The 26,021-nt window shown below is 41.3% G+C and carries 28 protein-coding genes; 12 read left to right on the plus strand and 16 right to left on the minus strand.

Annotation, left to right across the window (positions count from 1 at the left end; translation table 11 throughout):
• Position 1 precedes the first annotated feature (1 nt).
• From PQ477_RS04990 to PQ477_RS05000, 3 genes are read left to right on the plus strand one after another with little or no spacing between them, the layout of a single operon-like run.
• On the plus strand, positions 2-1,243 hold the full coding sequence (locus PQ477_RS04990) for an extracellular solute-binding protein (RefSeq protein WP_274273059.1): 1,242 nt from the start codon (positions 2-4) through the stop codon (positions 1,241-1,243).
• Positions 1,244-2,155 carry a carbohydrate ABC transporter permease gene (locus PQ477_RS04995; RefSeq protein WP_144560012.1) on the plus strand — a complete coding sequence of 304 codons (912 nt, stop codon included), beginning with the start codon at positions 1,244-1,246 and terminating at the stop codon, positions 2,153-2,155. It begins immediately after the preceding gene.
• A gap of 9 nt (positions 2,156-2,164) precedes the next feature.
• Complete coding sequence (locus tag PQ477_RS05000; protein WP_035397814.1) at positions 2,165-2,995, plus strand: carbohydrate ABC transporter permease; 831 nt, start codon at positions 2,165-2,167, stop codon at positions 2,993-2,995.
• Positions 2,996-3,082: 87 nt separating this feature from the next.
• Here PQ477_RS05000 and PQ477_RS05005 read toward each other — a convergent pair whose 3' ends face one another.
• The gene (locus tag PQ477_RS05005) at positions 3,083-3,844 is read right to left on the minus strand and encodes a GTP pyrophosphokinase (protein ID WP_274273060.1); all 762 of its coding nucleotides are present in this window, start codon (positions 3,842-3,844) and stop codon (positions 3,083-3,085) included.
• 265 nt (positions 3,845-4,109) lie between these two features.
• Between PQ477_RS05005 and PQ477_RS05010 the strand changes: the two genes are divergently transcribed.
• Together PQ477_RS05010 and PQ477_RS05015 are read left to right on the plus strand one after the other, a co-directional pair.
• Positions 4,110-4,325 carry a hypothetical protein gene (locus PQ477_RS05010; protein ID WP_274273061.1) on the plus strand — a complete coding sequence of 72 codons (216 nt, stop codon included), beginning with the start codon at positions 4,110-4,112 and terminating at the stop codon, positions 4,323-4,325.
• A gap of 69 nt (positions 4,326-4,394) precedes the next feature.
• Complete coding sequence (locus PQ477_RS05015; protein WP_144560019.1) at positions 4,395-4,862, plus strand: GNAT family N-acetyltransferase; 468 nt, start codon at positions 4,395-4,397, stop codon at positions 4,860-4,862.
• Between the two features lie 22 nt (positions 4,863-4,884).
• On the opposite strand, the gene PQ477_RS05020 is transcribed toward PQ477_RS05015, so the two are convergent.
• Positions 4,885-5,409 carry a methylated-DNA--[protein]-cysteine S-methyltransferase gene (locus tag PQ477_RS05020; RefSeq protein ID WP_274273062.1) on the minus strand — a complete coding sequence of 175 codons (525 nt, stop codon included), beginning with the start codon at positions 5,407-5,409 and terminating at the stop codon, positions 4,885-4,887.
• Between the two features lie 196 nt (positions 5,410-5,605).
• On the opposite strand from PQ477_RS05020, the gene PQ477_RS05025 reads away from it, so the two are divergent.
• Positions 5,606-6,691, plus strand: coding sequence for a response regulator aspartate phosphatase (locus PQ477_RS05025; protein ID WP_060704652.1), 1,086 nt, complete (start codon positions 5,606-5,608; stop codon positions 6,689-6,691).
• A gap of 139 nt (positions 6,692-6,830) precedes the next feature.
• Here the strand turns inward: PQ477_RS05025 and PQ477_RS05030 are convergent, their stop codons facing one another.
• From PQ477_RS05030 to PQ477_RS05050, 5 genes are all read right to left on the minus strand, one after another.
• Positions 6,831-7,625, minus strand: coding sequence for a class I SAM-dependent methyltransferase (locus PQ477_RS05030; RefSeq protein WP_274273063.1), 795 nt, complete (start codon positions 7,623-7,625; stop codon positions 6,831-6,833).
• 125 nt (positions 7,626-7,750) lie between these two features.
• Entirely contained in the window at positions 7,751-8,590 is an 840-nt protein-coding gene (locus tag PQ477_RS05035; protein WP_274273064.1) for an STAS domain-containing protein, read from the minus strand.
• Positions 8,591-8,632: 42 nt separating this feature from the next.
• The gene (locus PQ477_RS05040; protein ID WP_274273065.1) at positions 8,633-8,944 is read right to left on the minus strand and encodes a hypothetical protein; all 312 of its coding nucleotides are present in this window, start codon (positions 8,942-8,944) and stop codon (positions 8,633-8,635) included.
• A gap of 144 nt (positions 8,945-9,088) precedes the next feature.
• Positions 9,089-9,298 carry a tautomerase family protein gene (locus tag PQ477_RS05045; protein WP_035397791.1) on the minus strand — a complete coding sequence of 70 codons (210 nt, stop codon included), beginning with the start codon at positions 9,296-9,298 and terminating at the stop codon, positions 9,089-9,091.
• Between the two features lie 136 nt (positions 9,299-9,434).
• The gene (locus PQ477_RS05050; RefSeq protein WP_035397790.1) at positions 9,435-9,629 is read right to left on the minus strand and encodes a hypothetical protein; all 195 of its coding nucleotides are present in this window, start codon (positions 9,627-9,629) and stop codon (positions 9,435-9,437) included.
• Between the two features lie 133 nt (positions 9,630-9,762).
• Between PQ477_RS05050 and PQ477_RS05055 the strand changes: the two genes are divergently transcribed.
• Entirely contained in the window at positions 9,763-10,569 is an 807-nt protein-coding gene (locus tag PQ477_RS05055) for a dihydrodipicolinate synthase family protein (protein WP_274273066.1), read from the plus strand.
• Positions 10,570-10,611: 42 nt separating this feature from the next.
• Here the strand turns inward: PQ477_RS05055 and aroA are convergent, their stop codons facing one another.
• Complete coding sequence (aroA, locus tag PQ477_RS05060) at positions 10,612-11,958, minus strand: 3-phosphoshikimate 1-carboxyvinyltransferase (protein ID WP_060704648.1); 1,347 nt, start codon at positions 11,956-11,958, stop codon at positions 10,612-10,614.
• 90 nt (positions 11,959-12,048) lie between these two features.
• Between aroA and PQ477_RS05065 the strand changes: the two genes are divergently transcribed.
• From PQ477_RS05065 to PQ477_RS05080, 4 genes are all read left to right on the plus strand, one after another.
• Positions 12,049-12,942, plus strand: a complete 894-nt coding sequence (locus tag PQ477_RS05065) for a LysR family transcriptional regulator (protein WP_274273067.1) — start codon at positions 12,049-12,051, stop codon at positions 12,940-12,942.
• A 263-nt stretch (positions 12,943-13,205) separates the two neighbouring features.
• Positions 13,206-13,445 (plus strand): hypothetical protein, encoded by a 240-nt coding sequence (locus PQ477_RS05070; protein ID WP_035397786.1) that lies wholly within the window; start codon positions 13,206-13,208, stop codon positions 13,443-13,445.
• A 57-nt stretch (positions 13,446-13,502) separates the two neighbouring features.
• A complete protein-coding gene (locus PQ477_RS05075; RefSeq protein WP_035397825.1) occupies positions 13,503-13,751 on the plus strand; it encodes a GlsB/YeaQ/YmgE family stress response membrane protein in 249 nt (82 codons plus the stop codon).
• A gap of 237 nt (positions 13,752-13,988) precedes the next feature.
• A complete protein-coding gene (locus PQ477_RS05080; RefSeq protein ID WP_274273068.1) occupies positions 13,989-15,578 on the plus strand; it encodes a solute:sodium symporter family transporter in 1,590 nt (529 codons plus the stop codon).
• 66 nt (positions 15,579-15,644) lie between these two features.
• On the opposite strand, the gene PQ477_RS05085 is transcribed toward PQ477_RS05080, so the two are convergent.
• From PQ477_RS05085 to PQ477_RS05115, 7 genes are all read right to left on the minus strand, one after another.
• Positions 15,645-16,550, minus strand: a complete 906-nt coding sequence (locus PQ477_RS05085) for a DUF6612 family protein (RefSeq protein WP_274273069.1) — start codon at positions 16,548-16,550, stop codon at positions 15,645-15,647.
• A gap of 224 nt (positions 16,551-16,774) precedes the next feature.
• Complete coding sequence (locus PQ477_RS05090; RefSeq protein ID WP_274273070.1) at positions 16,775-17,245, minus strand: serine hydrolase; 471 nt, start codon at positions 17,243-17,245, stop codon at positions 16,775-16,777.
• Complete coding sequence (locus PQ477_RS05095) at positions 17,223-17,555, minus strand: serine hydrolase (RefSeq protein WP_274273071.1); 333 nt, start codon at positions 17,553-17,555, stop codon at positions 17,223-17,225. The genes PQ477_RS05090 and PQ477_RS05095 overlap by 23 nt, the downstream gene beginning before the upstream one ends.
• 144 nt (positions 17,556-17,699) lie before the next feature.
• Positions 17,700-18,536, minus strand: coding sequence for a C40 family peptidase (locus PQ477_RS05100; RefSeq protein WP_274273072.1), 837 nt, complete (start codon positions 18,534-18,536; stop codon positions 17,700-17,702).
• A gap of 289 nt (positions 18,537-18,825) precedes the next feature.
• Positions 18,826-19,719, minus strand: a complete 894-nt coding sequence (gene galU / locus PQ477_RS05105; RefSeq protein ID WP_144560034.1) for a UTP--glucose-1-phosphate uridylyltransferase GalU — start codon at positions 19,717-19,719, stop codon at positions 18,826-18,828.
• Between the two features lie 484 nt (positions 19,720-20,203).
• Positions 20,204-22,477 (minus strand): collagen-like repeat preface domain-containing protein, encoded by a 2,274-nt coding sequence (locus tag PQ477_RS05110; RefSeq protein ID WP_349775497.1) that lies wholly within the window; start codon positions 22,475-22,477, stop codon positions 20,204-20,206.
• 174 nt (positions 22,478-22,651) lie between these two features.
• Positions 22,652-23,764 carry an NADH:flavin oxidoreductase gene (locus PQ477_RS05115; protein WP_060704636.1) on the minus strand — a complete coding sequence of 371 codons (1,113 nt, stop codon included), beginning with the start codon at positions 23,762-23,764 and terminating at the stop codon, positions 22,652-22,654.
• Between the two features lie 234 nt (positions 23,765-23,998).
• Between PQ477_RS05115 and PQ477_RS05120 the strand changes: the two genes are divergently transcribed.
• Positions 23,999-25,021: a YcjF family protein gene (locus tag PQ477_RS05120; RefSeq protein WP_187204465.1), complete on the plus strand. Its 1,023-nt coding sequence runs from the start codon at positions 23,999-24,001 to the stop codon at positions 25,019-25,021.
• On the opposite strand, the gene PQ477_RS05125 is transcribed toward PQ477_RS05120, so the two are convergent.
• Complete coding sequence (locus tag PQ477_RS05125) at positions 25,018-25,998, minus strand: tRNA dihydrouridine synthase (RefSeq protein WP_274273073.1); 981 nt, start codon at positions 25,996-25,998, stop codon at positions 25,018-25,020. The genes PQ477_RS05120 and PQ477_RS05125 overlap by 4 nt on opposite strands.
• Between the last annotated feature and the right edge of the window lie 23 nt (positions 25,999-26,021).

Raw genomic sequence — 26,021 nt, forward strand, 5'->3', positions numbered from 1 at the left:
TATGCGGAAAAGTTTATGTGCACTACCGTTGCTTCTTTCTATGGGACTAGTAGGATGTTCAAATGGTGAAGAAGACGGCGTTACATTAGATGTATGGGCGATCGGTTGGGAAGCCGAGCAGCTCGTAAATGAAGGGTATATTCAGCAGTTTGAACAGCAGCACCCAAACGTAAAAGTCAATCTTCAAGCCATTCCATGGGGAAATATTTATGATAACTTACTCACTGCCGTCGCCTCCGGTAGCGGTCCTGATGTGGTTCAAATAGGTACGTCCTATATGGCTGACTTTGCAAGCACTGGTTCGTTTTTATCTTTAGATGAGTACGTAGAGGACTATCCAAATTTAAATCCTGATCATTTTTTTGATGGTGCCGTTGATTCCTCTATCTACAATGGTGAATTAGTTGCCGTTCCTTGGTATGTAGAAACCCGCGTCCTCTTTTATCGTACAGACTTGTTAGCTGATGTCGGCTTTCCAGAAGGCCCAGACACATGGGAAGAATTGTATGAAGCCTCCAAGGCCTTGTATGACCGAGGAGATGGCTTATATGCCATGACATTACCTGAAAATGATGATACGCTTCCGTACATTTTTGCCTGGCAGAACGGCGTCGAGTTTGAAACAGCTGATAAAGGCGTTGATTTCTCTGATCCTGCTTTTGTTGAAGCGGTTACCTACTATACTCGTTTCTTTAAAGAGGACCTTGCTCCTCTTGGACTTGGATTAGATCCCATGCAGTCGTTTGTTGATGGGATTCAGCCAATGTTTTTTGAACCCCCATTCCGGTATCAGCAGTTAATTGATAACTACCCAGAATTTGAAGAGTGGGATACAAAATTAATGCCGAGTAAAGAAAATAATACATCTGTCATTGGTGGTTCAAATATGGCGATCTTCGAATGGACAGAACATCCAGATGAAGCGGTAGCGTTTCTTTCTTACCTCTCAGATCGGCAAACGCAAATCGATTACTTCAAGGACGTTCGAGTGTTACCACCTCGGGTTGATGCTTGGGAAGACCCGGCTCTACAAGAAGACGAACGCCTCTATACCTATTATGAGCAATTGCAACAATCGCGCGCACAGCCGCAAGTCTTAAATTGGAACCGTATTAATGATGAATGGAAACGATCAGAACAACGAATTACACGAGCTGATTACACGATTGAAGAAGAAATAAATGACTTTCGATCGCGAATTGAGCCAATGATTGTGACCGATAATGGAGAGGAGGAAAACTAAATGGAGTTGGTACGTAAAAAACCAGCTAGAGAAGGCAAGCGCCAAAGTGCTCCCTACATCTTTATTGCTCCGGCCGTTCTGTTGCTCCTGTTGTTCGCTGTACTACCGATTATTATCGCTCTTACCATTAGCTTTACAGATATGGATTTACGCGGCATTTCAAATTGGTCGGCTATTTCCTTCGTGGGCATTGAGAACTACCGAGTTCTTTTGTCTGACCCTATTTTTTGGACGTCCATGTACAACACCTTTTTCTATGTCATTATTGGTGTTCCTCTCGTCATTATCAGTTCATTAGGGGCAGCTCTTCTGTTAAATTATAGTTCGAACAAGCTATTCCGTTTGTTTCGAGTGATTTACTACATGCCTGCGATTACGAATATTGTTGCTATCGCTGTTATATGGGGATTTCTTTATAATGTTTCCTATGGGCTTTTCAATCAAGTGTTGCTCTTCTTTAATACAGGACCCGTACCGTGGTTAGAGGACCCAACGATTGCTAAATTATCGTTGATCATCTTAGCTGTTTGGAAGGGAATTGGCATTAACATGCTAATATACTTAGCAGCATTACAGTCGATTCCAAAAGACTATTATGAGGCAGCCACCATTGATGGTGCGAGCCGAACTCAACAGTTTTTTAAGATCACCTTCCCACTTTTAGGGTTTGCAACGTTTTTTATTACTGTAACAACGCTTATCGGCTGGTTACAATTTTTTGAAGAACCATTCGTGATGACTGAAGGCGGTCCACTTGACGGTACGATTTCAATTGCTTTATTTATCTATCAAGCTGGGTTTAGTTATAGTAACTTTGGCTATGCTGCCGCCGCTTCATTTGTACTTTTTGTTATTATCATCATCGCCACTTTAATTCAGTTTACATTACGTCGAAAACAAGGCGACATGTAGGAGGCTCGTATGGCTGAAAAACAACAACGCTCGAAGATTGAGATTGGATTTGTCTCCATTCTTCTTATTATAATTGGGTTTATCCTTTCAATCCCTTTTTTGTGGATGCTTTTATCGGCATTTAAACCCAATCCAGAGCTTATCCAAATACCTGTTCGGATTTTTCCAGAAACCTGGACATTAGAAAACTTCACTCGCTTGTTTACCGAAATGAACTTTGGAACGTACTTACGAAATACATTAATTTTAGTTGGGTGCGCTCTTATTGGATTAATTTTCAATGCAATGGCAGGCTACAGCTTTGCAAAATTCGATTTTAAAGGAAATCGCCCTTTGTTTTTTCTCGTTCTTGCCACAATGATGATACCTGGACAAGTGACGATGATTCCTGTTTATCTCATTCTTAACGAAATGGGTTTAACCAACACCATGCCAGGTATTGTTTTGCCAGGACTCGTCGCCGCGTTTAGCATATTCTTATTCAAGCAATTTATGACGACAATACCAGATGCATTAATTGAAGCAGCTCGATTAGATGGAGCAGGTGAATTCTACATCTTTTTTAAGCTCGTTCTTCCAATGGCTAAGTCCATTCTAGCTGTGCAAGGTATTCTTGCTTTTATCGGTGCTTGGAATAGCTTCTTATGGCCATTAATCGTTGCAAATTCTCAAGACCTTTATACCTTATCCGTTGGACTCGCGCTCCTTCAAGGACAAGCGGGCGAGAATTACGCATTGCAAATGGCTGGCTCTGCTGTAATGGTTGTCCCGATTCTGATTATCTTTGCGATCTTTCAAAAATACATTGTCGATGGATTCACCATGTCAGGCATTAAATAAAGTGAAAAAAGGACTCTCTATGAAACCAATAGAGAGCTTTTTTTGCTGATGTTCAATAGTAAAAAAACATCCCGCACAAGCGAGATGTTACGTATCTTTTTTCTCTTGTAAAGCAGAAAGAGAGTTTAACAATTCATTCGGAAGCTGAAGACGTTCTTGATCAAAACGCAAACTGCCAAACAACTGACTTTCATCTGCTTCCGTTGTATATTTTAAAGACTCATTATGAAGGGCTTCCATTTGCTGATCTAGTTCCGCAGCTGTGTCAGCAACCTTCTTTAATTCTGTTGTCATTTCTGACGGTACTTCTTTTTCAAACTTATAAAAGATTTTATGCTCTAAACTTGCCCAAAAGTCCATCGCGACTGTACGAATTTGAATCTCCACCGGAATACACTCACGGCAGTTTGATAAATAAACAGGGACCTCCACAATGATGTGCATGCTGCGATAGCCATTCGGTTTTGGTTGTGTAATGTAGTCTTTCACCTCGATAACCTTCAAATCATCTTGAGATTCAATCATCTCTTTCAGTAGGAAAATATCTTTTTGAAACGAGCAGTTAATCCGAACACCAGCAATATCCATAATATGTTTCTTAATTTCGTGAATGTTAATAGGAAGCTGCTTCCGTTGTACCTTCAAAAATAAACTCTCAGGTGTCTTTAAACGAGACGCAATGTTTTCAATCGGATTGTATTCATGAACGTACCTGAATTCTTCTTCTAGTATTTCAATCTTTGTTGTCATTTCGTCTAAGGCAAACTTATACTTCATCATAAAACGGGTTAGCTCTTTTTTTGCCTCTTTTAATTGATTCATCGTAACGGCTTTACCTTGATTGCTCATATATGTGAAATCCTTTCTTCATGTAAATAAGTATACGTCTATCATTGCACCTATGTACTTAGTATGTCAAAAGGAGAACCAGTGTAAACTTATGAGTAACCGTGTAACACTTCATGTTTTTCGCTATGACGACTTGCTTTCACTTCCATTCTTCAACTATTCTCAACCATGCGATCCTACTTATGGAACCCTATAAACGGAAAGCCATTGATCATGTTAAAGGAGCGCGAATGAGGGTATGGGAGTAAAAGGAGGTTGTTTTATCATGAAAACGATTTTGAAAATGGTTGTCTTCGGGTTGAGCTTTTGTTTTCTTTTGTGGATACTAATGCCATTAATCGACTTCATTTTTGCCCGTTTTAATCGAGGCGTTACGTACTCCATTCACCTACTCCTTTTGCCTTTAATACTCGTTGGTTCGTTGCTACTAACACAATGGATTTATGAAAAAGTCGAAGATGCTTTTCGACCTTACAATTGACTATGTTTCATTTGCATAATTAATCATTTAAATGTATAATAATACAAAAATAAAGGAAGGAATGAGTATATGAACGTTATTCAAGCCACTAAACAAGATGCAGCGGCCATCCACCTTGTTATGAAAGCGGCATTCCGTGAGTACGAAAAGGCTTTACCTCCTTCAAGCGCATTAGACGAGACGGTTCTGTCTATTCGAAAACAGCTGATGAATGGCGAACAAGCTCTGCTTGCGCAGGAACATCAGCATCCTATTGGCGTTGTGCGATATACCTTCCAATCAAACGTTCTTTCCTTTTTCCGTCTCTCGGTTCTTCCTGAAAAAAGGGGGCAAGGCATTGCAACCTTGCTTTTAAACGAGCTAGAAGCCGCTGCAATAAAAGCCAGTATCCCCTTTCTCCAATGCAAAGTGAGAGTAAGCGTCCCAAAAAATATGGCCTTCTATCACTCTCTCGGTTACATCATTAAAGAAAAACAAACTTCACGTGGCATCCCCATCGTGTTAATGGAAAAACCTTTGACCCATAACATCATTTAACAGCATTTTTAAGTAATACTTGTCAACGAACGGGGCTCGGATCATAGAAACCGTTCAATTGGACACCTTCAATCATAAGAAGGTGCTTTTTCATTTCAATGCCCCCTGCATATCCTGTTAAACTACCGTTAGAACCGACTACACGGTGACAAGGAATAAGAATGGAGATTGGGTTATGCCCTACCGCTCCTCCAACCGCTTGAGCCGACATATTCCTTCCATGGTTTCGCTCCATTTTCTTCGCAATGTTTCCATACGTCTCAACTTCCCCATATGGAATCGTGAGCAAATGCTTCCATACTTCCTGCCGAAACATACTTCCTTCAGGCTTTAATGGAAAATCTATGGCTGGTGCCTCACCGTGAGCGTAACGCTCTAGCCACTCTTCTACTTTCAAAAAGAGAGGCAAATCATTTCTTACAACTGCTGATTGATGAATCGTTTGTTTTTCATACTTTTGCCCTTTCAGCCACACCCCCGTTAACTGTTCACCATCGCTTGCCAGCGTTAACGTCCCCAAGGGTGAGTCTAAAACTTTCTTATACATTCGGTTCACGCTTCCTCTCTTACTTCTTTATATATATCATAGCTAAACCATTTCACCTTCGCTAGTACATATACTAAATAGGTTTAATGGTGATTTTAACCTTTTCGATGTTGGGAAAATTTATTTTTTGTACAATTAATTGAAATTTCTGCTACAATGACGAATAAGCATATACTCTAACAAGTAGGTGAACATCGTGCAACACACATTAACACCGGAAGAAGTAGGTGCCAAGATCGTTGAATGGTACAGTTGCATCATTTCAGCTTCTTATGAGCAAGCCATTTTGTTAAAAGAAGAAGCGCGACATGCCGTCATGCATATGCAAACAAATGATAAGATCTTAGCCTATTATTCACTCGTCGAGTTTAGACACAATATTTTTGTTGATGAATTTAATAAAAAGCATGAATTAGGTGACACATTTGAATTTGTTGAAACGGAGGTGGATCGCTACCTAAAATACCTTTACTATTTTATTAGTGGCCAGTACGAATACACACAAGAGCGTTACCGCTCAGCGATTAAGATGTTTCGTAAAGCTGAACGCCTTCTTGAGCACGTAAATGATGATGCAGAGGAATCGGAGTTTTATTTGTATATTGGATTGGTGTACTATCGGTTAAATCAATATTTATTAGCTAGCTCTTATTTAGAGCAAGCCGAAACGATTTTTAACCGCTTGAGCTATTACGAACGAGCACTCAACTGTAAACAGGTGCTTGGGGCCATTCGCTCTGAATTACACGAATTCGAAACAGGAGATGCCATCCTTAAAGAGGCTTTTCGCGAATCAACGTTTCCCCGCACATCAGCGCTTATCTTGCGCACACTTGGCTTGAGTAAATTACGTCAAAAAGAGTATGAGGCAGCGAAAACCTATTTTTACCAAGCGTTGGAGTATGAAGAACACCGAAGCCATCAGATCGGTATGAAAACACGTTACGACCTTTCGAACACCCTCTTTAAACTTGGTCAAGACGACGAAGCATTAGAACTGTTTCAACAAGCGAAAGCAGAAGCTAATCAATACAACAATAAGGAATACAAGGCACGCTGCCTTTATTTAGATGGTCTTTACATTGCAAAAGATCACGCTTTAGTCGATCAGGCAATAAATGATTTATATGAGTTAAGCCTGCTTTACGAAGTATGTGAATTAGCAGAAGAGATGGTAGAACTTGCGGATCAACGTAATGACGACTCTACGTCGTTAAAGTATTACCGAATTGCTTATAAAGCGAAAGTCAATCAAAACAAATTAGGAGCTGATCAAGTATGAAAAAATTATTCGCAGCGTTTATCATTGTGTTAGCAGTATCCTCTACTAGCTTTTTTACTCAGGCAGATAGTGATTCAGATTTCCACACTCTCGGCAAAACCGAAATCGTAGGTTAAAGGCTATCCCCTTGTCATGCTCGTTAAGACAAGGGGGTATCTTTTTTCTTTGCTACTAGTAACGTCCAGCGATCCTTTTCTTCGATTGCACCTCTTGATGCAATATTCGCCTGCATATGTGCCGTAAGCTTCTGCAACTGGCTATCTGACAGTTCGTGTAAAATACTTCTGCCCTTCCTTAAACGAATGTCATTAAGCAACACTTCCTTAGATGAATGACGCGCTCTTGTCTCCCAGAATGTCCACTTTCGTTCCAGAGTCCATCCAGATTTTTCGTATGCTGCACAAATCGCCTCTACCGAGTACCTTCTTTTCTTCTCCACTTCCATTAATGCTGGAAAGCAATCAAAGAAAAAGCCTCGAACATGGTTTTCTGTACCTTTCAGGAAGCAATCATCCGTTGTTCTCGTTTGAATAAGAAACAAACCATCTTGAGCAACAATGCGACTGACTTCATTAAAAACTGGTTCGAGGGTATCTAGATGATGCAGCAGTGCTCTTGCCAACACCATATCCGCGCTATGGTTCTCTAGACCCGTGCTTTTTGCTGCACCGATTTGATAACCAACAGTCGGATAAGAAGCACTATGACGCTGCGCCGCTTCAATCATCACTTTGGAGAAGTCGACCCCTGTTACGCTTGGAACACCCATTGTCGCTAATGCCCGTGTATAAATCCCTCCGCCACAGCCTAAATCAACAACATGACTCGGCTTATATGCTGTAAGTAAAGGGGTTAGCTCCTGCTTCCACGTAATGTGTGCCTCTCTGTTTAAATAACTTGTTTTGTTTTCTTCCTGATGAAAATTAATCGACATCATCGTTCCTCCTTCGCCTTCTCTCTTTCAGTATAAAGAGAGCCCTCTCATCTGGATAATACGAAGTCTGAATCAAGGATGATCCAATTTTCAAATCAAAAAAAAGACTTCTTCAATTAGAAGTCTTACAGCAATGATTCAAGAGCTCGTTCAATAGAGGAATACACATTAACCTCTTTAAAGTCAACGCCTAAGTGAATTGACGTACGTGCAATTTCTGGTCTCAAACCGGACAAAGATGCTTTAATCCCTATTAATTTTAAACCGCTTATCAACAAAAAAAGTTGGTCGGCTACATGTCTGTCTACATCTGAAACACCGGACAAATCAATTAGTAATGATTGAATAGTCATATTCGAACACTTTTCCAGCGTTTGAGTAAAAATGATATGTGCTCGATCAATCTCCAGTTCCCCTACTAAAGGTAAGAGAGCAATGCCTTTTCGTAATTTAATAATAGGTGCACTTAATTGCGCAATCATCTCTTGCCTGGTGCGTAATTGCTCAGCTGTATGAGCCAAATTATTAGCAGTAAATTTCACCATAATGACCTTTAAGGCACTCGCTAATCGCTTATTCCATTGATTAAATTCACTGATCGTAATCGTCTCTGAACATTGAAGCGCATATTCCTCTAATAGTGCAATATACTGTTCCTTCACATTTAAAAATTCTTCAATCATATCAGGCATAGGAGTGCCTAAATGTGCATCATCTTCAGCCATCGTCTGAATCCATGTCTCAAATAATTCTTCAGGGTGTTGATCATCCCCTTTAAAGAGCTCACAGAATAACACATGAAATGCGTGGTTTTGCCTTTTCAAAAGCGCTACTGCTTCTTGATCGGTCGAACCATATACGCCTTTTCTTTCCTTATTTAAATCCTCATACCACTGCTCGGTTAAATCCCAAGTTCGTTGCTTCAAAAAATGATACAGCGACTTTTCTCCGGTAACCTGTTCCATCCTCCAACCTCCCCACAACATCTGACGCTAAAGAAAGTCGTCTTATTTCTTACTTTTATAAAGAGAATCTACTCTACAAACAATTTTTTTACTTGTATAGTCATTAATAATGCTTACCTTTAACAGACCAACCTCGTTCCAATCGTGATCATGAAGGGAAAATCGTGTGTAATCATCAGAGATACAACGATTTTGAATGATGAACGGCAAATATTCCTGGATATAGTTGCACATCTGGGAATGCATCTCAGCCTCAGTCACTTGGGTTTCATTAAAACTAAATTGAAACGTATATTTGTATTTATAAGGTGTATGGCAATTCGGTTGGTAATACGTATTCGAAAGCATGTTCACCTAACCCTCTTGAAGCTTCTTTCCATAATAGTACCTTATTTATGACTTTCTGACTATTAATAACTCATTCGATCGTTTCATCATTCGATTAAGAAAATAAAGTTAGAAAGCCCCCCTATACACACTCTAAAGGAGGCCATTTTTTTATTCCCCACGTTTTCGTCGATCAGAAATTTGTTCAGCGCCAAGTCCATAATTATCCATATCAACCTCATCAATCACAACAACAGTCGAAGCAGGGTTTTTATGTAACGTTTCTTGAAGTAAATCTGTTACTCCTTTAATTAATTTTTGCTTCTCTTCCTTAGTTAACCCTCCATTTTCTTTTGTTACTTTTATATTGACGTACGGCATAGATCTCTCCCCTTTTGCAATAGAATTTACGAAAAAGCTAAGGTCAACAGACTTGATACATCGATGCCTGTCTACAAATGGTCTACAAGCTGTCCTCATGCAAACGGAATGTGGCTATCTAACATACCGAATGCCATTACGTATCCTTTACCTTCACAATACCAAAGGTATAAGCAAGCGCAACCAAAAACGCAACGAAAAATAAGTGCGGTAATCGTTCCATAAGGACTGTCGCATCAAATAGAAGTTGCCCTAAAAAATGTGCGAAAAAAACCGTGTGGAAAACCTTCATAAAATAATGAAATAGACGATCTCTCGCTATTTCAATCATGCTATCCCCCCTACACGTTTACCGTAACACGTTCCAAGAGACGTTTAAAGAGAATGTCGAACATACCCCTTTATAAAACAGAACAATCAGACTATAATAAAGAAAAACGTACCAGTGAAATGAGGCGTATACCTTGTTACTAGAAGATGTTCACGTAGCCGTTCCAACTGCTTTTTATGAAGATGAAACCCTTCATGTTGATGCAACGATGACTCATATCAATTATTTAGCTAATAACGGTATTCAATCCGTTCTTCTATGTGGTTCAACCGGTGAACAACATAGCTTAACGATTCATGAGAAACAACTCTTACTAAATGCCATTCAAAAAGAAAGCCACTTACGAGATCACATGGAAATTTTATTTGGTCTCTCATCGATTCGTCAAACAGAAGCGGTGCAATTTGCCAAGTTACTTGACCAATCTACAATAGCTGGCATTTTACTTGGCTATCCCCCTTATATTCGTCCTACACAAAAAGAAGCGATCGCATACACAGAGGCTATTCTTTCCGCTACAAGCAAACCGGTTATCCTATACAACAATCCTGGACGTACGGGTTTTGACCTTTCAATAGAAACCATTCTCACATTGAGCGAGCATGAACAAATTATTGGTATCAAAGAAGCAGGAAACCCTGAAAAAATTCCTGAACTGATGCAACAGCTAACAAAGCCTTTCTTTTTTTACGCTGGCGGGGAACAAAACTTATATTCTAAAGTAGAGCTAGGGTTTAATCGACTTTCATCTATATCCGCAAATGTGTATCCAAAAGAAATAAAGGCTCTCTTTATACAGCTCACCACGCTTAAGCCCATTTCCAGTACTGACTTGGACAAGCTAGATACTATTGTCGATGAACTTTATGCTGAATCTCTCTTAGTAAATGTTAAAAAGCGTCTTTCAATGGGACCTTGCCGAGCTCCTATCGGTCAATGAAAAAAAGGATGGTGCTTTTTAAACAACCATCCTTTCTTACATCTATGCTTTTTTTGTCACATTCACACCAAATGTCGCAAGAAGATCGAAGAACGATGGACACGTTTTTGAAACACATCCTGGATCGACAAGCTCCACTCCAGACACTTGCGTACCAATTAGCGCCAATGACATGGCAACACGGTGGTCGTCATACGTATCAAGGGTTGTGCCTTGTGGCGTTCCCGGATATACTTTCAACCCATCTTGATATTCTTCCACTTGAATGCCCAAGTCTTTAAGTGAATCCGCCATAACCTTGATTCGATTTGATTCGTGATAGCGAATATGCTCCACTTCTGTAATGGTGATCGGTCCGTCTGCAAATGGTGCCATAGCAGCAAGGGTTAACGTTTGATCTGACATTTCACGCATTGAAATACGAAAGCCTCCTTTAAGTTTAGCAGGCCCTTGTACTTCTACATACGTTTCACCCTTCGTTACCGTGCAGCCCATCTTTTCTAGAATCGTGAGAAACCCGATATCAGGTTGCTTTGTATTAGCGGTTACATTCGTCACACGCACTCGCCCCTTGTTTAGCGCCGCTAGTGCAAAAAAGTAACATGCCGTTGACGCATCCGCTTCAAGGGTCACATCCTGTGGTGTATAAACCGAAGGCGATACAGTCATTTCAGTTAACGCCTCATTATACGATACAGTAGCACCAAATGCCTCCATTAAATCTAAAGTTAATCGCACGTAGGCATGCTGTACAATATGATCCGTTATACTTACTTTTAACGGACTTTTAAAATATGGACCAGCTATTAACAAGCCACTAATGTATTGACTCGATATTTTTCCTGACAGCGTTACTTCTCCGCCGTCAAGTGGTTTACCTTTAATTGAAAGAGGATAAAAGCCCTCTTTATGTAAATACGTAATGTCACCACCTAAAGAGCGTAGCGCTTCAATTAACGGCGCAACTGGTCGCTTTGTCATACTTTCACTCGCTTCGATCTTCCACTCGCCTTCATGAGCCGTTACTAAGCTACCAGGCAAAAACCGAGCAACCGTTCCAGCTGCTCCAATATACAATTCATCGCTCGACCATTTTTGGCCAGTTCCCGTCACCTTCGCTACATCCCCGTCCACTTCAATGGACACACCTAATTTCTTTAATGCATCAATGCACCAATACGCATCGTCACTACGTAAAAACCCTTTTAACGTTGAGGTGCCTTGTGCAAGAGCACTCATAATAAACGCACGATTTGTTAAGCTTTTACTTCCAGGTATTGTTACTTCTCCATCGACTTTCTTCGAGCTCGGCGCAACTGTTACGCGATGGACACCTTTTAAAGGTGTCCATGGGCTTCTTGCTCGCTCATCTACATTCCCATCTGTCATCGTCACCATCTCCTTCCTTTTATTCTACTAACGGTTATGTTATAAGTAAAATAAATATTTTGATTATCAGCTATAAGAAAGGCTTATATCATGAAAATGGATACCTATTACATTTTTTATCTAACTGCGTTGGAACTTAATTTCAGTCGAGCTGCTAAACGACTATTCATTACACAGCCAAGTGTTAGTCAGAGTATCGCTCAGCTTGAAAATCACCTTCAGACACAGCTTTTCCAACGGCTATCAAAAGGCGTGTCCCTTACTACAGAAGGAAAGCAATTATTTGAACAAATTAAACCTGCATTTGAAACCATTCAATTAGCGGAAAAAACAATGTCAGAACGAGCACAATTAAAGCAAGGATCCATTGCTATCGGAGCTAGTGATTCAGCCTGTAAGCACCTTTTACTTCCAATTGTGCAATCGTTTCAAAACAAGTACCCAGATGTGCATTTAAAGCTTCAAAACGGTTCAACCCCAGAACTATTGGCGAAATTACAGCACGGGCTCATTGAAATCGCTCTTGTTCATCTTCCAATAGACGAACAACGCTATTCCGTTGAAGGCACTTACAGCATTCACAGTGCTTTCGTTGTTGGTGAACGATACAAGCATCTAACGGAAAAAGCGAAAACTCTTAGCCAGTTAGCTCAGTATCCCATCGTTACGTTTTCACAACAAAGCCAATCACGCATGTATTTAAACGAGCTATTCGCCTCTCACCATTTAACGGTTAGCCCGGAAGTCGAGGTAAGTGCTATAGATGTTTTGTTAGCATGTACAAAAATTGGAATGGGTATTGCTTTCGTAACAAAAGAATTTGTCCAAGAACCATTAAATCAGCAAGACATATACGAAATTCCACTGACGACTCAATTAAAAAAACGTCACATTGGCATTGTTACAACTAAACATGCACCATTATCCTATGCAAGTCAGTCTTTTCTATCCACCCTCACGAACTCCTTTAACAACTATAAATGATTTTGTCTTTTTTGGAGAAACTACATGTAAACCAATATGAATGTGAGAAGGGATACGCTTTCTTCACATGAATGAGCCGTTTTCCAAAAACTTTTGACTCAATCGCATCTGAAACGTTGCAGTAGTTTAAAAAGACGTTTAACGACAAGACAAAACCTTTGTAAAACGAAGCGGTGAGGAGCAAAATATGCCTTTGAACATTCATTAAAAAGGTTTACACCTAGTATAAAAAAGGTAAAGGAGCATCACAGGAGGCGATAAAAATGGAAACATCACATCAATCAAAAGGATCTGATGGAACTGGCGCACTTGTGTTTGGTATTTTATCTTTACTTATCCCTTATCTTGGCCTGATATTAGGTATTGTAGCTGTCGTAATGGCATCAGGAGTGAGCACTGGAATGGCTAAAGGTGGGAAAATAACAGGTATCATTGGCATCGTTTTTAATGCCTTAATGGTGCTATTATTTGCTACAGGCGCGTTCTTTTTGTTTACTTTTTAAAAGCCTCTATACATCAGTAGAATTGCACATCAAACGAACAAGGAGGTACACATCATGATGAGTTTTATATGGAGTTTAATTATCGGCGGTTTAATTGGTTGGGCTGCTGGCGCTATTACCGGAAAAGGCGTTCCCTTTGGTATTATCGGTAATATCATTGCAGGGTTTATTGGAGCAAATATCGGAACGTGGCTACTAGGAAGCTGGGGACCATCTATTGGCGGATTCGCTATCTTCCCTGCTCTTATCGGTGCTATTATTTTAGTCTTTATCGTTAGTCTTGTCCTACGAGCATTTCGATCGTAATGAAGAGAAAGCAGCTATTCCTATTCGGTCCTTATAATGACCTAAATGGGAATAGCTGTTTTTTTGCATCTTACAAAAACAAACAATCGATGCAGTTGATAGCGTTATCATTCGTATATAGAACGTTTTTTTTGTTATAAGAGGTTTTGCAGTCTTTAAAAAGGGTAATTTACAAAAACACTTCATTCTGTGTGTTGCACTGAATGTTCCAACCTACTAAGAAAGAAGAGAAGACACATGGGGTTTTTATCTATCATCACTTTCATTGTCATTGTTGCGGCTATTTGGCTATATGCATATACCCGTAGCCGAAAAGTCAATTTATCGAGTTCTGAAGGCCTTTTTCTTGGCGGAAGAAGCTTAACAGGGATTACCATCGCAGGCTCTATCGTTATGACCAACCTTTCAACAGAACAAATTGTTGGACAAAACGGACAAAGCTACGAAACAGGAATGGAAGTGTTGGGTTGGGAAGTGACGGCAGCTGTCGCCATCGTCGCCCTCGCATTAATCTTCTTACCAAAATATTTAAAGTATGGCGTTGATACCGTTACCGATTTTATTGAAATTCGATTCGATACAACCACGAAACGAATTACTTCAATCCTTTTTATCTTTACATATGTCGTTTCCTTTTTACCAGTGGTCTTATATTCTGGTTCACTCGTTTTCAATCAAATTTTTTCTATTGATGAATTGTTAGGCGTTGATTCTTTAGTTGCGATTGCTCTTATATCAGGTCTAACTGGAATTATCGGGTTGTTGTATTTATTAATAGGCGGATTACGACTCAGTGCTTTTAGCGACACCATATACGGACTTGGTTTATTAGTCGCTGGTCTTTCCATTCCGGTACTTGCCTTATTTGCGTTAGGAGATGGAGGAATTTTAGGCGGTTTTGAAACGATTCGAGCGCATACACCTGAAAAATTAAATTCCTTTGGTGCTATAAATTCTGAAATGGTACCATGGCCGACATTATTTTTGGGTTTGTTCTTTAATAATCTATTTTTCTGGTGTACCAATCAAATGATTGTGCAAAAAGCGCTTGCTGGGCGAGATTTAAAAGAGGGACAGAAGGGTGCTTTATACGTAGGGATTTTCAAAATTTTTGGTGCCCTGTTTCTTGTTTTTCCAGGGATTATCGCCTATAACATGTTTGGAGATTCCATTGCTCCTGCCGACAATGCTTACCCAATGCTTATCACAGCAGTACTTCCTGAATGGGCTTTTGGTATTTTCGCGGCAGTCATTTTCGGTGCGATCCTAAGTTCATTTGTCGGTGCTCTTAACGCAACGACGACTCTACTCACATTAGACTTTTATAAACCTTTGAAGAAAAATGTGACAGACAAACAAGTAAGTCGTATGGGAAAAGTTTTTACCATTGCAATAGGATTAACATCAGCACTCATTGCACCACTTATTTCGTTTGCACCTGCTGGCTTATTTCACGTTGTCCAGCAATTTAACGGGCTTTATAGTATGCCGTTACTTGCACTCATTCTTCTCGGCTTCTATTCAAAGTATGCGACGCCATTTGCTGCGAAAGTAACGTTCATTTTCCATATCATTGTGTATGGCTCATCTCAGCTCTTTACCGATATTCATTACTTGTACGTGTTCAGTGTCATCTTATTTGTAGACATTTTCTTAATCTGGGCAATCAGTCGGTTTGGACCAAATGCCAAGCCATTTAAATTTCCAAAAACCGAAGCAAAAGTCGACCTTATCCCATGGAAACACAGGAAATGGGTGAGTGCTATGATTCTTATATTAGTCATCGGCATGTACTGGTTTTTCTCGCCAATCGGTATAGCCAATTAGAAAATAGTGGCATAGCAAACGAAAAGACTAGCTCCCTTTAGAGGAACTAGTCTTTTCTACTATTAGTTAAGAAGAGGTACGTACTCTACGTCGATGTAGTACAGATAGACCTAGTCCACCAGCAGCTAATGTTAATCCTCCCATCGCGTAAAGAAGATGGTTACTCGCTGTATCTGGCAATGCCCCACCCTCAACAGGCTGTGCATTTTCCATGACGTCTTCTGGCACTGTAATGGAATCGACACCATTAAAATTGGTGACTGTCTGATCTAGTGAAATATGCATTTCCATGCTTTCTTCCCCATCATCAATGACCATGGTCATGTCCATCGTCATTTCGGTCATATAGTACGTGTCTTTTTCAATCATCATTTCATAGCTAAGATCACTAATTTCAAATGTATCGAGTAACGCTTCCTCACCTTGCATGTCCTCTTCCATCATGAGTTCACCAAGAAGATCGTCAATCATTTCGTTCAGCTGCTCTCCACTACCATCGTAAGTAAGTATATAGGAATCCCCTTCCTCACTTACGTCCATATCTTCCCCAAGCATCTCCGCTTGTTCGCGAGTGGATGTTGCTTGCAGAAGCTCCATCATTTCGTCGCTACTCATTCCTTCATAAACGTACCACTCACCATCTGGTCCTTGCTCATACATACCCTCTTCAGTCCAGTAGACGGTGGTTTCGAGATCACCATCAGGTGTATGAATTGTCGACACTTGATGCATGGCAAATGGATTAAGAATAACATCTTCCATAGTATGAACAGAAAGCGTTACTTCCTCACCAGACATTGGATCTGGCATCGTTAATTCCATTGCAGTTTCACTCGAAAAACTATCCAGCTCAAGCATGGCTTCATTCGACATTTGAATAATATCTGCCGCACTTTCCTCATTCGCTAAAGCATTGCCTGTAACCGAAAGAACAAAAAAACTAGCCACCGTAATTGAAGACATTTTTTTCATATGTACACCCCTATACTATAGTTTAGGTAGAGGCTCCTCTATGCTGATCCTAATCTTGATGCTCGTACCATCTCCCTATCTGTTGTTTTGGTTTCCCTAACGCACACAAATGAAACCGCTTTTTTGAAGAAATTTCAAAAACCTTATAAATTTGGATGGTCTTTCATTTACTCTAACCCTAGTAAAATCAGCACCTCTTTAGTCGCATCGGCAATTAAATGATCTTAGACCTCCCCGTCTTCCTCGTCTGTATGAGAAAGAACGGCAAGAACAATGGGAGCATAGTCTGGTGGCCAAATAATTCCTATATCATTTCTCGTACCGTATGCTGCTGAGCCTGTTTTATCGCCCGCTTGCCACCCTTTAGGCACACCTGCTCGTATCAACGTATCCCCAGTCGTGTTATGAACAAGCCAATCAGTAAACAAATCTTGCTTTTCTTCGTCAAGCTCATCCCCAAGAGCAACTCCATGCAGCGTTTCCACTAGCGCTTTTGCTGTGCTTGTATCGCTCACTTCTCCTGTCGCCCAATGATTTAATTCTGTTTCCCACCGCTTCGGTTCTGTTACCTGGTCTCCCATGTCTTGTAAAGCATGTTTAAACCCTTCCGGCCCACCAATTTCATTGAATATAAAATTTGCCGCTGAATTGTCGCTAAAACGAATAGACGCATCACTTAACTCTTTTAACGTCATTCCTTCCAGTCTCAACATGCTGTTCAGTAATTGGGCTATATGTAACCAAATCTTTTTCATTGTAATGAACGCGTTTATCCAATTCCTCCAGCGAATGCTGTTGAAGAAGCACGCCAACGGATAGCGCTTTGTGTGTCGAAGCGTAAGCAAAACGGTCCTCTTCGTTAGAAGCAATCGTTTCACCGGTCTCTGTATGGAGCGCATAAACACCTAAAATTGCATGATAACGGTCTTCTAACTGAGAAAATCCTTGTTCCATCGTTTCCTCTTCTACTTCCATGCCCCCATCATGACGCCACTTACGACACATAAAAAAATAGCCTTTTTCATAAGACTCACCCTCTTTTATCGAATAGTAGACAAAAATAAAGGCTTCTACAACGTATCTCGTTAGAAGAAGCCTCTTTCTTATAAACCGTATCTACATGTGTTTATTATACTAGTAGGTATCAGATTAATAGAATCTCTTTACACCAATAAAGTGTTGCTGCCAGTAAGAGTTGTTAATATCTGCGTAAGAAACACCTTCGCTTCCGCCACCAGAGTGAATCATTTGACCGTTACCAACATAGATTCCGCTGTGAGAGGCGCCTTGTGTGTTATATGTTCCTTCATAGAATAGAACATCACCGATTTGCAGGTCACTTAAGTTCACATGAACACCCGTGCTAGCCCACATTCCTGCATGTGTTCGCTCGACTTGAATGCCGTTATTTTGAAACACATAGTTCACAAAACCACTGCTATCCATACCTGCTGTTGAAGATCCACCCCACGCATACGGTGTACCTAAAACACTTCTTGCTGTATCAGCAATAGACTGACTCAGACCAGATGATGTCTCATTATTCGTTGGTGTCGCAACTGGCTCACTCGTGTCAGTACTTGTTTCCGTTACTTCAATTGATGATTCCTGTCTGGAAGTAGAAGCATCTACATTATTCAGTGCCCCTTGAGTTGCTGGACCTGCTATCCCATCTACTTGAAGACCTTGATTTTGTTGGAATGAAGTAACGGCGTTCTCTGTTTCCGCACCATAAATACCATCATCTGCAACTGGATAACCTGCATAAATTAAATCTTGCTGTAAATTCTCAACATCTTGTCCACGATCACCCGCACGAAGCACGTCTGCTTGAATAGCAGTTTCCGATGAAGATGATTGAGGGCTATATTCAGTAGGGTCTGCATATGCGGACGCCTCATTATTCATATCTGTTACAAAAAGAAGACCTACGACAAACGAAGTTGATAAAACGATTTTACTACCTGTTGTTTTTAAAGTTTTCATAATGACCTCCCAATTAATAGTCGATCACTACTGTAACATCGGTCTGGAAGAAATTCCATTTCAATCAGGTTACAGTCTATTGACATTGTTACAAGATGTTGCCAAAAATAAAACGGTTCGTTCCTGTAACCCTATTAAAAACAAGCTTTTAGCAGCACATACTTTTTTACACTTTTTCTCTATCATTCTATCAAGTTCATTCACGTGTGACCATTTCCAAAAGTAACCTAAAAAACTTCCAATAGATTCACTTTTACAGTGAAACCATTGGAAGACAATTATTTTTCCATTACAGTCTTGAACGATGACCAATTTCAAGTTCAGCTACATAACCTTGCATTTTCTTAAGAAGACTGTCACGAATTTCATCGTTTTGAAGCGCAAACTCAATTTGAGTCAAAACAAAACCAAGCTTTTCCCCAACATCGTATCGCTTACCTTCAAAATCATACGCATAGACGCTTTGGAATTCGTTGAGCGCTTGAATCGCATCCGTTAACTGAATTTCCCCTCCAGCACCAGTATCTTGTTTCTCAAGGAAATCAAAAATTTCAGGAGTTAAAATATAGCGTCCCATAATCGCTAGGTTCGAAGGTGCTGTACCTTGTTCTGGCTTTTCCACAAACTGAGATACGCGATAGAGACGATCATTGTTAGACTCAGGATCAATAATACCATAGCGATGTGTCTCTTCGGAAGGAACCGTTTGAACACCAATAACGGAACGCTCTGTCTCGTCATATTGATTCATTAATTGTTTTAAACAAGGCGTATCAGCTTGTACAATATCATCGCCTAAAAGTACTGCAAACGGTTCATTCCCAATAAATTTGCGTGCACAATGTACAGCATGTCCAAGTCCTTTAGGCTCTTTTTGACGAATATAGTGAATCTCTACTTTTGCAGAGGCTTGAACTTTTTCAAGCATGTCAAGTTTCCCTTTGTTAAATAGGTTCTGTTCTAATTCAAACGAGTGATCAAAATGATCCTCAATAGCACGCTTCCCTTTACCTGTTACAATAATAATGTCTTCAATACCAGCCTCCACAGCCTCTTCAACAATGTATTGAATCGTAGGCTTGTCTACAATTGGAAGCATTTCTTTTGGCATTGCTTTTGTAGCTGGCAAAAAGCGTGTTCCAAGACCAGCTGCTGGGATGATAGCTTTTTTTACTTTAGACATGAAAAAACCCCTTATCAAATAGTAAGAATGTAAATAATATCGAATAATGATACGTACAATACCCTGAAAAAATGGTACCTAAACCATCTTTACGTAAGAACATACGTTTTAACGTTACTATTAGTATAGCTTAATTATCTTTATCTTGCATCAATTCATTTGAAAAGTTTTGCATTCTTCACCACCAAAAGACCTAGAAAAGGTCCCATTCTTGAACACTTTTATTATAGCGTATGTCGCCTATATTCATTACATAAATACAAAACTTTACAAACATATAGATAGATCAAGACATTTACATTTGGCTACAAGGTAAGGGATCTATCGAACGAATCTAGACTAAGAATAGAATTTTGAAAGGAAAACGGCTAGTCACCTTTGAATGAATGCACTATAGCATTCACTACCAGTTCAAAGATGACTTCCGTTAAATCCCTCTCAATGTTTAACGAACCGATTTCGCTAATCTTGTAGTTAAACTTCTCTAATTACTTCTAAAGAAAAACGATCCATTCATATAAATATAGATTTCTGCATTTGCCCCTGTATTCAAATTCACAATTCCTCCTACTATAGCTAACAACGTATTAGCTGGTATTGTTACATTTAAACCCGTCGAGCTCCCGGTAAGAATTGTTGTATTTGGATTAGACGCACCTGCTGTATATCCAATAGATGGAAGCTGCTGCATCGCAGTGTCTATTGTAAAGTTATACGTTCCTTGTGGTGACGTGGCTAACGCAACAAACGGTCTAAAATCCGTACCTGTTGCCGCGGAAAAAGTACTCCAATTATTAAACGTTACAGAGATACCTGTTAATGTAACCTGTTGAGGAAAAGAGAAGAAAAATTGATAGTTATCACTACCAAACGGAATTGGAATACTACTTCCATCAGGTACCGTTATATCATTGCTTGTTCTTCCGAAGGAGATTAGATTCACTCGACTCGGGACCCCACTTGCATTTGCCAATGGGTGAACGGTACCCCTCCCCGCACCCCCAGCAGATGAGAACACAACGGCAAAGTTCGATAATGATGCAGGCCCTGTTAGTCCAGTGGAACCTGTTAATCCTTGTATCCCTTGTGGGCCTGTGATACCTGTCGCTCCGGTTGGGCCTGGTATTCCTTGGGCTCCTGTCACTCCGGTGGTTCCCGTTAGTCCTTGTATTCCTTGGGCTCCGGTCGCTCCGGTTAGTCCTTGTATTCCTTGTGAGCCTGTGATACCTGTCGCTCCGGTTAGTCCTTGTATTCCTTGGGCTCCTGTCACTCCGGTCGCTCCGGTTAGTCCTTGTATTCCTTGGTTACCTGTCACTCCTGTGGTTCCCGTTAGTCCTTGTATTCCTTGAGCTCCTGTCACTCCGGTCGCTCCGGTTAGTCCTTGTATCCCTTGTGAGCCTGTGATACCTGTCGCTCCGGTTAGTCCTTGTATCCCTTGTGAGCCTGTGATACCTGTCGCTCCGGTTGGGCCTTGTATTCCTTGGTTACCGGTCACTCCGGTGGTTCCCGTTAGTCCTTGTATTCCTTGAGCTCCTGTCACTCCGGTGGCTCCTGTTAGTCCTTGTATCCCTTGTGGGCCTGTCACTCCGGTGGCTCCCGTTAGTCCTTGTATTCCTTGTTGGCCTGTGATACCTGTCGCTCCGGTTGGGCCTTGTATTCCTTGAGCTCCTGTCACTCCCGTGGCTCCCGTTAGTCCTTGTATTCCTTGTTGGCCTGTGATACCTGTCGCTCCGGTTGGGCCTGGAGGGCCTGGTCCTTCTGGTCCTGTTGGGCCCGTGGCTCCTGTAGGTGGGCCTGGAGGGCCTGTCACTCCGGTTAGTCCTGTGATTCCCGTCGCCCCGGTTTCCCCTCTTTCTCCTTGAACGCCTGTCGCTCCGGTTTCTCCTCTTTCTCCTTGAATGCCCGTTGCTCCTGTTTCGCCGCTTTCTCCTTGAATCCCTGTAGCTCCGGTCGCTCCCGTAACGCCGCTTTCTCCTTGAACGCCCGTCGCTCCCGTTTCTCCTCTTTCTCCTTGAATACCCGTAGCTCCGGTGGCTCCTCTTTCCCCTTGAATGCCCGTTACTCCTGTTACGCCGCTTTCTCCTTGAACGCCTGTCGCTCCGGTTTCTCCTCTTTCTCCTTGAACGCCCGTCGCTCCTGTTTCGCCGCTTTCTCCTTGAACGCCGGTCGCTCCCGTTTCTCCTCTTTCTCCTTGATCGCCCGTAGGTCCGGTGGCTCCTCTTTCCCCTTGAATGCCCGTTGCTCCCGTTACGCCGCTTTCTCCTTGAACGCCCGTTGCTCCTGTTTCTCCTCTTTCCCCTTGAATGCCCGTAGGTCCGGTGGCTCCTCTTTCCCCTTGAATACCCGTAGCTCCCGTAACGCCGCTTTCTCCTTGAACGCCGGTAACTCCGGTCGCTCCCCTTTCAGCGAGCAGTGTATAGTCTGGAGAGCTACCTGGAATACCTGTTGGGTAATTTGTGTTTACTAAGTAGGTATTCCCATCGTGCGTAACAATCTGACCTAACATGTAACCTGAAGCATTGCCGGGATTAAACGCTTCTGCTCCTTCAAATCCTGCTCCAGTAGGTCCAGTAGCTCCAGTAGGTCCAGTAGGTCCAGTAGCTCCAGTAGCTCCAGTAAATCCAGTAGGCCCTGGCGAACCGGTAGCTCCTGTCCACCCTCCTAATGAATGGCCATAACACCATTTATTTTCCCTACCATTGGTACAGGTTCGTTTAAAAATTTGCACACCATTTACGAAGATATATTGATCGGACACGCATTATCACCTCTTATCTATCAAACGTGAATAACGAAAGAATCCACACTGAATGGACTGTTATCATCATCCTATGATAAAGGAGGGTAAACGTAACAACTTCTTCCATTCCATCTTCCTATATAAAAAGAACCCCTATTCATTATCCTTAAACAATAGGGGTTCAAACGTGTATTAGTACAGTGTTTTTTCTGCTTCTTTTGTATATAAAATCGCTTCTTCTTGTTTTCCGTCTCGAATTTTTTCTGCCCATTGAGGATCTGCTAATAATGCACGCCCTACCGCAACAAAATCAAACTCTTTAGCACGAAGTTTTTCGTCAACTAAGCGTAGGTTTTCATCAATCGAGTGCTCGTCGTTCTCTTTTTTGCTTAAGAATGCATAATCAACTCCAAGTGAACCAACAGAGATGACCGGTTTTCCTGTTACTTGCTTCGTCCACGCAGCAAGGTTTAATGGTTCGACTCCTTCAAACTCAGCTTCCCAGATTCGACGAGTCGAACAGTGGAAGATATCAACACCAGCTTCTGCAAGCGGCATTAACAGCTGCTTCAACTCTTCCGGTGTTCGTGCCAGCTTCGCGTCATAAACGCCGCCTTTCCATTGAGAAAAACGAAATACAATTGGAAAATCTGGACTTACCGCTTCTCTGCACGCTTTCACAACATCTACTGCAAATCGAGTTCGACCTTCGAGATCGCCACCATATTCATCCGTGCGCTGGTTGGTTCGTTCCCACAAAAATTGGTCAATTAAATAGCCATGTGCCCCATGAAGCTCAATTCCATCAAAACCAATGCGCTCCGCATCAGCAGCAGCTTGTGCAAAGGATTGAATGATAGATGTTAGCTCATCTTTTGTTAATGCCACACCATTTTCGCTACCATCAACTGCTAAACCAGATGGACTTACTGGAGGAGCGTCTTCATTTGGTGTATTTCCTTGTCTTCTGGCTGATCCGATATGCCAAAGCTGCGGAATAATTTTCCCACCTGCGCTATGTACTTCGTCAACCACATGCTTCCATCCAGCTAATGCTTTCTCACCGTAGAAACGAGGAATATCTTTATGCATAACAGCTGCCGGGTGATCAATTGCAGTTCCTTCCGTTACAATTAGTCCGACACCGTGTTCTGCCCTTCTTTTATAATAAGCCGCTACTTCTTCCGTTGGCACACCATCAGGAGAAAACACTCTCGTCATTGGTGCCATGACAACTTTACTCTGAAGTTCTCCTTTACCGAAAGGCGTCTTCTCAAATAGTGTTGGTGCAAGTGATTGTGTCATTTATCTCTCTCCTTTAATGATTTACTCCCATTGTAATTGTTTTGGGTTACGAAATAAAAAGAAAGGTCTTATAAAAAGTTGGGAAACTAACAGAACACTCGTGATTCCCATTACCTTCAAATTTAGAATGATTGATTACCACTACCGATCCCTTCTCTCATTTGTGACGAATAAAGTCACCCGTAGTATAATAAGAACAGACACACAATTGAACCACGACGGAGGGTGATGCCAATGGCTTCGAAATTTGACGCAGCTTTTAATCAAACGTTTAACGAACAAATGGAAAACATCAACCGATCGCTAGAAGAAGATGTGTTGTTTGCCTTGATTGGTGATATAAATACCGGAAAATCAACAACAATTAATGCTCTATTTGGCGCAAACGTTGCTCCAACATCTGGCTTACCAGGGAAAACCATTGAAATAAAAAAATACGCGTATAAAAAACATATCCAATTTGTCGATACACCAGGCTTGAACGATGTGGTGCAAACCCATTCGCAAGAAACAATCCATTTTTATAAGGACGCCGATGTTGTCCTTTTCTTCTTAAATGCAGCAGGTACTGTACTCTCAGATACAGAAGCAAAAGAACTTGAGAAGCTAGCAACTATTAATAAAGACATCCTAATAGTCTTAAATAAAGTCGATATTGCTGACGATGTCCCTAGCTTACTTCATTATATTCAAGAAAAAACGAGCTATCGTTTTAAAGTCATCCCGCTTTCTTCAAAAACAGGCTTTAATCTTGGTGAGTTAGAAGATCATATTGCCGACATTCTTCAAAAAAAAAATAAAGAATTACAGTTCGCCAAAGCGTTAAACGATAAATCTCGCATTGCGAATAAGTGGATTAACCGCTCTTCCCTTGCAGCAGCTTCAGCAGGCGCAATTCCTGTACCAGGATCTGATATTGTGCCTATTACAGCCGTGCAAGTCGGATTAATGATTAAATTAGCCAAGCTTTATGAGAAGACCATTACAAAAGATCGAGCAAAAGAACTGATTGTGACCAATCTTGTAAGCAACATTGGTCGAACGGCCTTTCGTCAGCTTTCGAAGTTTGTTCCGGGCTGGGGCTCAGCGATTAGCGCAGGAGTCGCTGGTACGCTTACGTGGTCGCTTGGCAAAGCGATTAAGAAGATTTACGAGCAAGGACTTGATTTGAACGTTGAAACCCTTGTCACTTATACGAAGAAGTTTAAAAGAGAGCGCGAGAGCGCGAAAAAAGATAAAAACAGCTCCCCCTCTTAATGGGAAGCTGTTTCTATTTGTTCTGCTTGAAAAGCATCAAGCAATGCACGAACTTCATCTGTTGATGTTGAATTCATTAATTGATTTCGCAACTCGCTGGCACCTCGGAAATCACGGACATATATTTTAAAGAAACGATGAAGCGGCTTAAACGCACGTGATTCAATCTTATGGTACTTATCATGAAGATCAAGCTGCAAACGCAAAAGTTCAAGCAACTCCTCGCTTGTATGCTCACGTGGTTCTTTTTCAAACGCAAATGGGTTTGTAAAAATACCACGACCAATCATGACACCATCGACCCCATATTTTTCGACGAGCTCTAAGCCAACTTGACGGTTCGGAATATCGCCATTAATCGTTAATAGGGTATTTGGCGCAATCTCATCACGTAGCTTTTTGATTTTAGGAATGAGCTCCCAATGGGCATCCACTTTACTCATTTCCTTTTTCGTCCGAAGGTGAATGGACAAGTTGGCAATGTCCTGTTTTAGCACATGCGTCAGCCATTCAAACCATTCTTCCACGTACGTATAGCCTAAGCGCGTTTTAACACTTACAGGTAAACCACCTGCCTTCGCCGCTTGAATGAGCTCTGCCGCCACTTCCGGACGACGGATCAAGCCACTGCCTTTTCCGTTTCCAGCAACATTCTGTACCGGGCATCCCATGTTTAAATCAATTCCTTTAAACCCTTCTTCCGCCATCCCGATACTCATTTTCCGAAACAATTCAGGTTTGTCTCCCCATATATGGGCAACCATCGGCTGTTCATCTTCAGTAAATGTTAAGCGACCACGTACACTTTGCTTCCCATCCGGGTGACAATAGCTTTCAGAATTTGTGAACTCTGTAAAAAACACATCAGGTCGTGCCGCATGGCTCACAACATGGCGGAACACGACGTCCGTCACATCTTCCATCGGTGCAAGTATAAAAAATGGCCGTGGCAAGTCACGCCAAAAATTATTTGTCATAGTGATGTTTCGTTCCTTTCTTC

It is taken from the genome of Shouchella hunanensis (genome assembly GCF_028735875.1).
Lineage (GTDB): Bacteria > Bacillota > Bacilli > Bacillales > Bacillaceae_D > Shouchella > Shouchella hunanensis.

Excerpts from the sequence above, each read along its gene's own strand:
- PQ477_RS05075 (WP_035397825.1), top strand. The coding sequence starts at position 13,503 with ATGAGTTTTATATGGAGTTTAATTATCGGCGGTTTAATTGGTTGGGCT.
- PQ477_RS05045 (WP_035397791.1), bottom strand. The coding sequence starts at position 9,298 with ATGCCGTACGTCAATATAAAAGTAACAAAAGAAAATGGAGGGTTAACT.
- aroA (WP_060704648.1), bottom strand. The coding sequence starts at position 11,958 with ATGACAGATGGGAATGTAGATGAGCGAGCAAGAAGCCCATGGACACCT.
- PQ477_RS05120 (WP_187204465.1), top strand. The coding sequence starts at position 23,999 with ATGGCTTCGAAATTTGACGCAGCTTTTAATCAAACGTTTAACGAACAA.
- PQ477_RS05030 (WP_274273063.1), bottom strand. The coding sequence starts at position 7,625 with ATGTCGATTAATTTTCATCAGGAAGAAAACAAAACAAGTTATTTAAAC.
- PQ477_RS05115 (WP_060704636.1), bottom strand. The coding sequence starts at position 23,764 with ATGACACAATCACTTGCACCAACACTATTTGAGAAGACGCCTTTCGGT.
- PQ477_RS04990 (WP_274273059.1), top strand. The coding sequence starts at position 2 with ATGCGGAAAAGTTTATGTGCACTACCGTTGCTTCTTTCTATGGGACTA.
- PQ477_RS05050 (WP_035397790.1), bottom strand. The coding sequence starts at position 9,629 with ATGATTGAAATAGCGAGAGATCGTCTATTTCATTATTTTATGAAGGTT.
- PQ477_RS05090 (WP_274273070.1), bottom strand. The coding sequence starts at position 17,245 with ATGACGTTAAAAGAGTTAAGTGATGCGTCTATTCGTTTTAGCGACAAT.
- PQ477_RS05080 (WP_274273068.1), top strand. The coding sequence starts at position 13,989 with ATGGGGTTTTTATCTATCATCACTTTCATTGTCATTGTTGCGGCTATT.
- PQ477_RS05100 (WP_274273072.1), bottom strand. The coding sequence starts at position 18,536 with ATGAAAACTTTAAAAACAACAGGTAGTAAAATCGTTTTATCAACTTCG.
- PQ477_RS05070 (WP_035397786.1), top strand. The coding sequence starts at position 13,206 with ATGGAAACATCACATCAATCAAAAGGATCTGATGGAACTGGCGCACTT.
- PQ477_RS05095 (WP_274273071.1), bottom strand. The coding sequence starts at position 17,555 with ATGTGTCGTAAGTGGCGTCATGATGGGGGCATGGAAGTAGAAGAGGAA.
- galU (WP_144560034.1), bottom strand. The coding sequence starts at position 19,719 with ATGTCTAAAGTAAAAAAAGCTATCATCCCAGCAGCTGGTCTTGGAACA.
- PQ477_RS04995 (WP_144560012.1), top strand. The coding sequence starts at position 1,244 with ATGGAGTTGGTACGTAAAAAACCAGCTAGAGAAGGCAAGCGCCAAAGT.
- PQ477_RS05065 (WP_274273067.1), top strand. The coding sequence starts at position 12,049 with ATGAAAATGGATACCTATTACATTTTTTATCTAACTGCGTTGGAACTT.
- PQ477_RS05035 (WP_274273064.1), bottom strand. The coding sequence starts at position 8,590 with ATGGAACAGGTTACCGGAGAAAAGTCGCTGTATCATTTTTTGAAGCAA.
- PQ477_RS05020 (WP_274273062.1), bottom strand. The coding sequence starts at position 5,409 with ATGTATAAGAAAGTTTTAGACTCACCCTTGGGGACGTTAACGCTGGCA.
- PQ477_RS05085 (WP_274273069.1), bottom strand. The coding sequence starts at position 16,550 with ATGAAAAAAATGTCTTCAATTACGGTGGCTAGTTTTTTTGTTCTTTCG.
- PQ477_RS05005 (WP_274273060.1), bottom strand. The coding sequence starts at position 3,844 with ATGAGCAATCAAGGTAAAGCCGTTACGATGAATCAATTAAAAGAGGCA.
- PQ477_RS05125 (WP_274273073.1), bottom strand. The coding sequence starts at position 25,998 with ATGACAAATAATTTTTGGCGTGACTTGCCACGGCCATTTTTTATACTT.
- PQ477_RS05010 (WP_274273061.1), top strand. The coding sequence starts at position 4,110 with ATGAAAACGATTTTGAAAATGGTTGTCTTCGGGTTGAGCTTTTGTTTT.
- PQ477_RS05000 (WP_035397814.1), top strand. The coding sequence starts at position 2,165 with ATGGCTGAAAAACAACAACGCTCGAAGATTGAGATTGGATTTGTCTCC.
- PQ477_RS05015 (WP_144560019.1), top strand. The coding sequence starts at position 4,395 with ATGAACGTTATTCAAGCCACTAAACAAGATGCAGCGGCCATCCACCTT.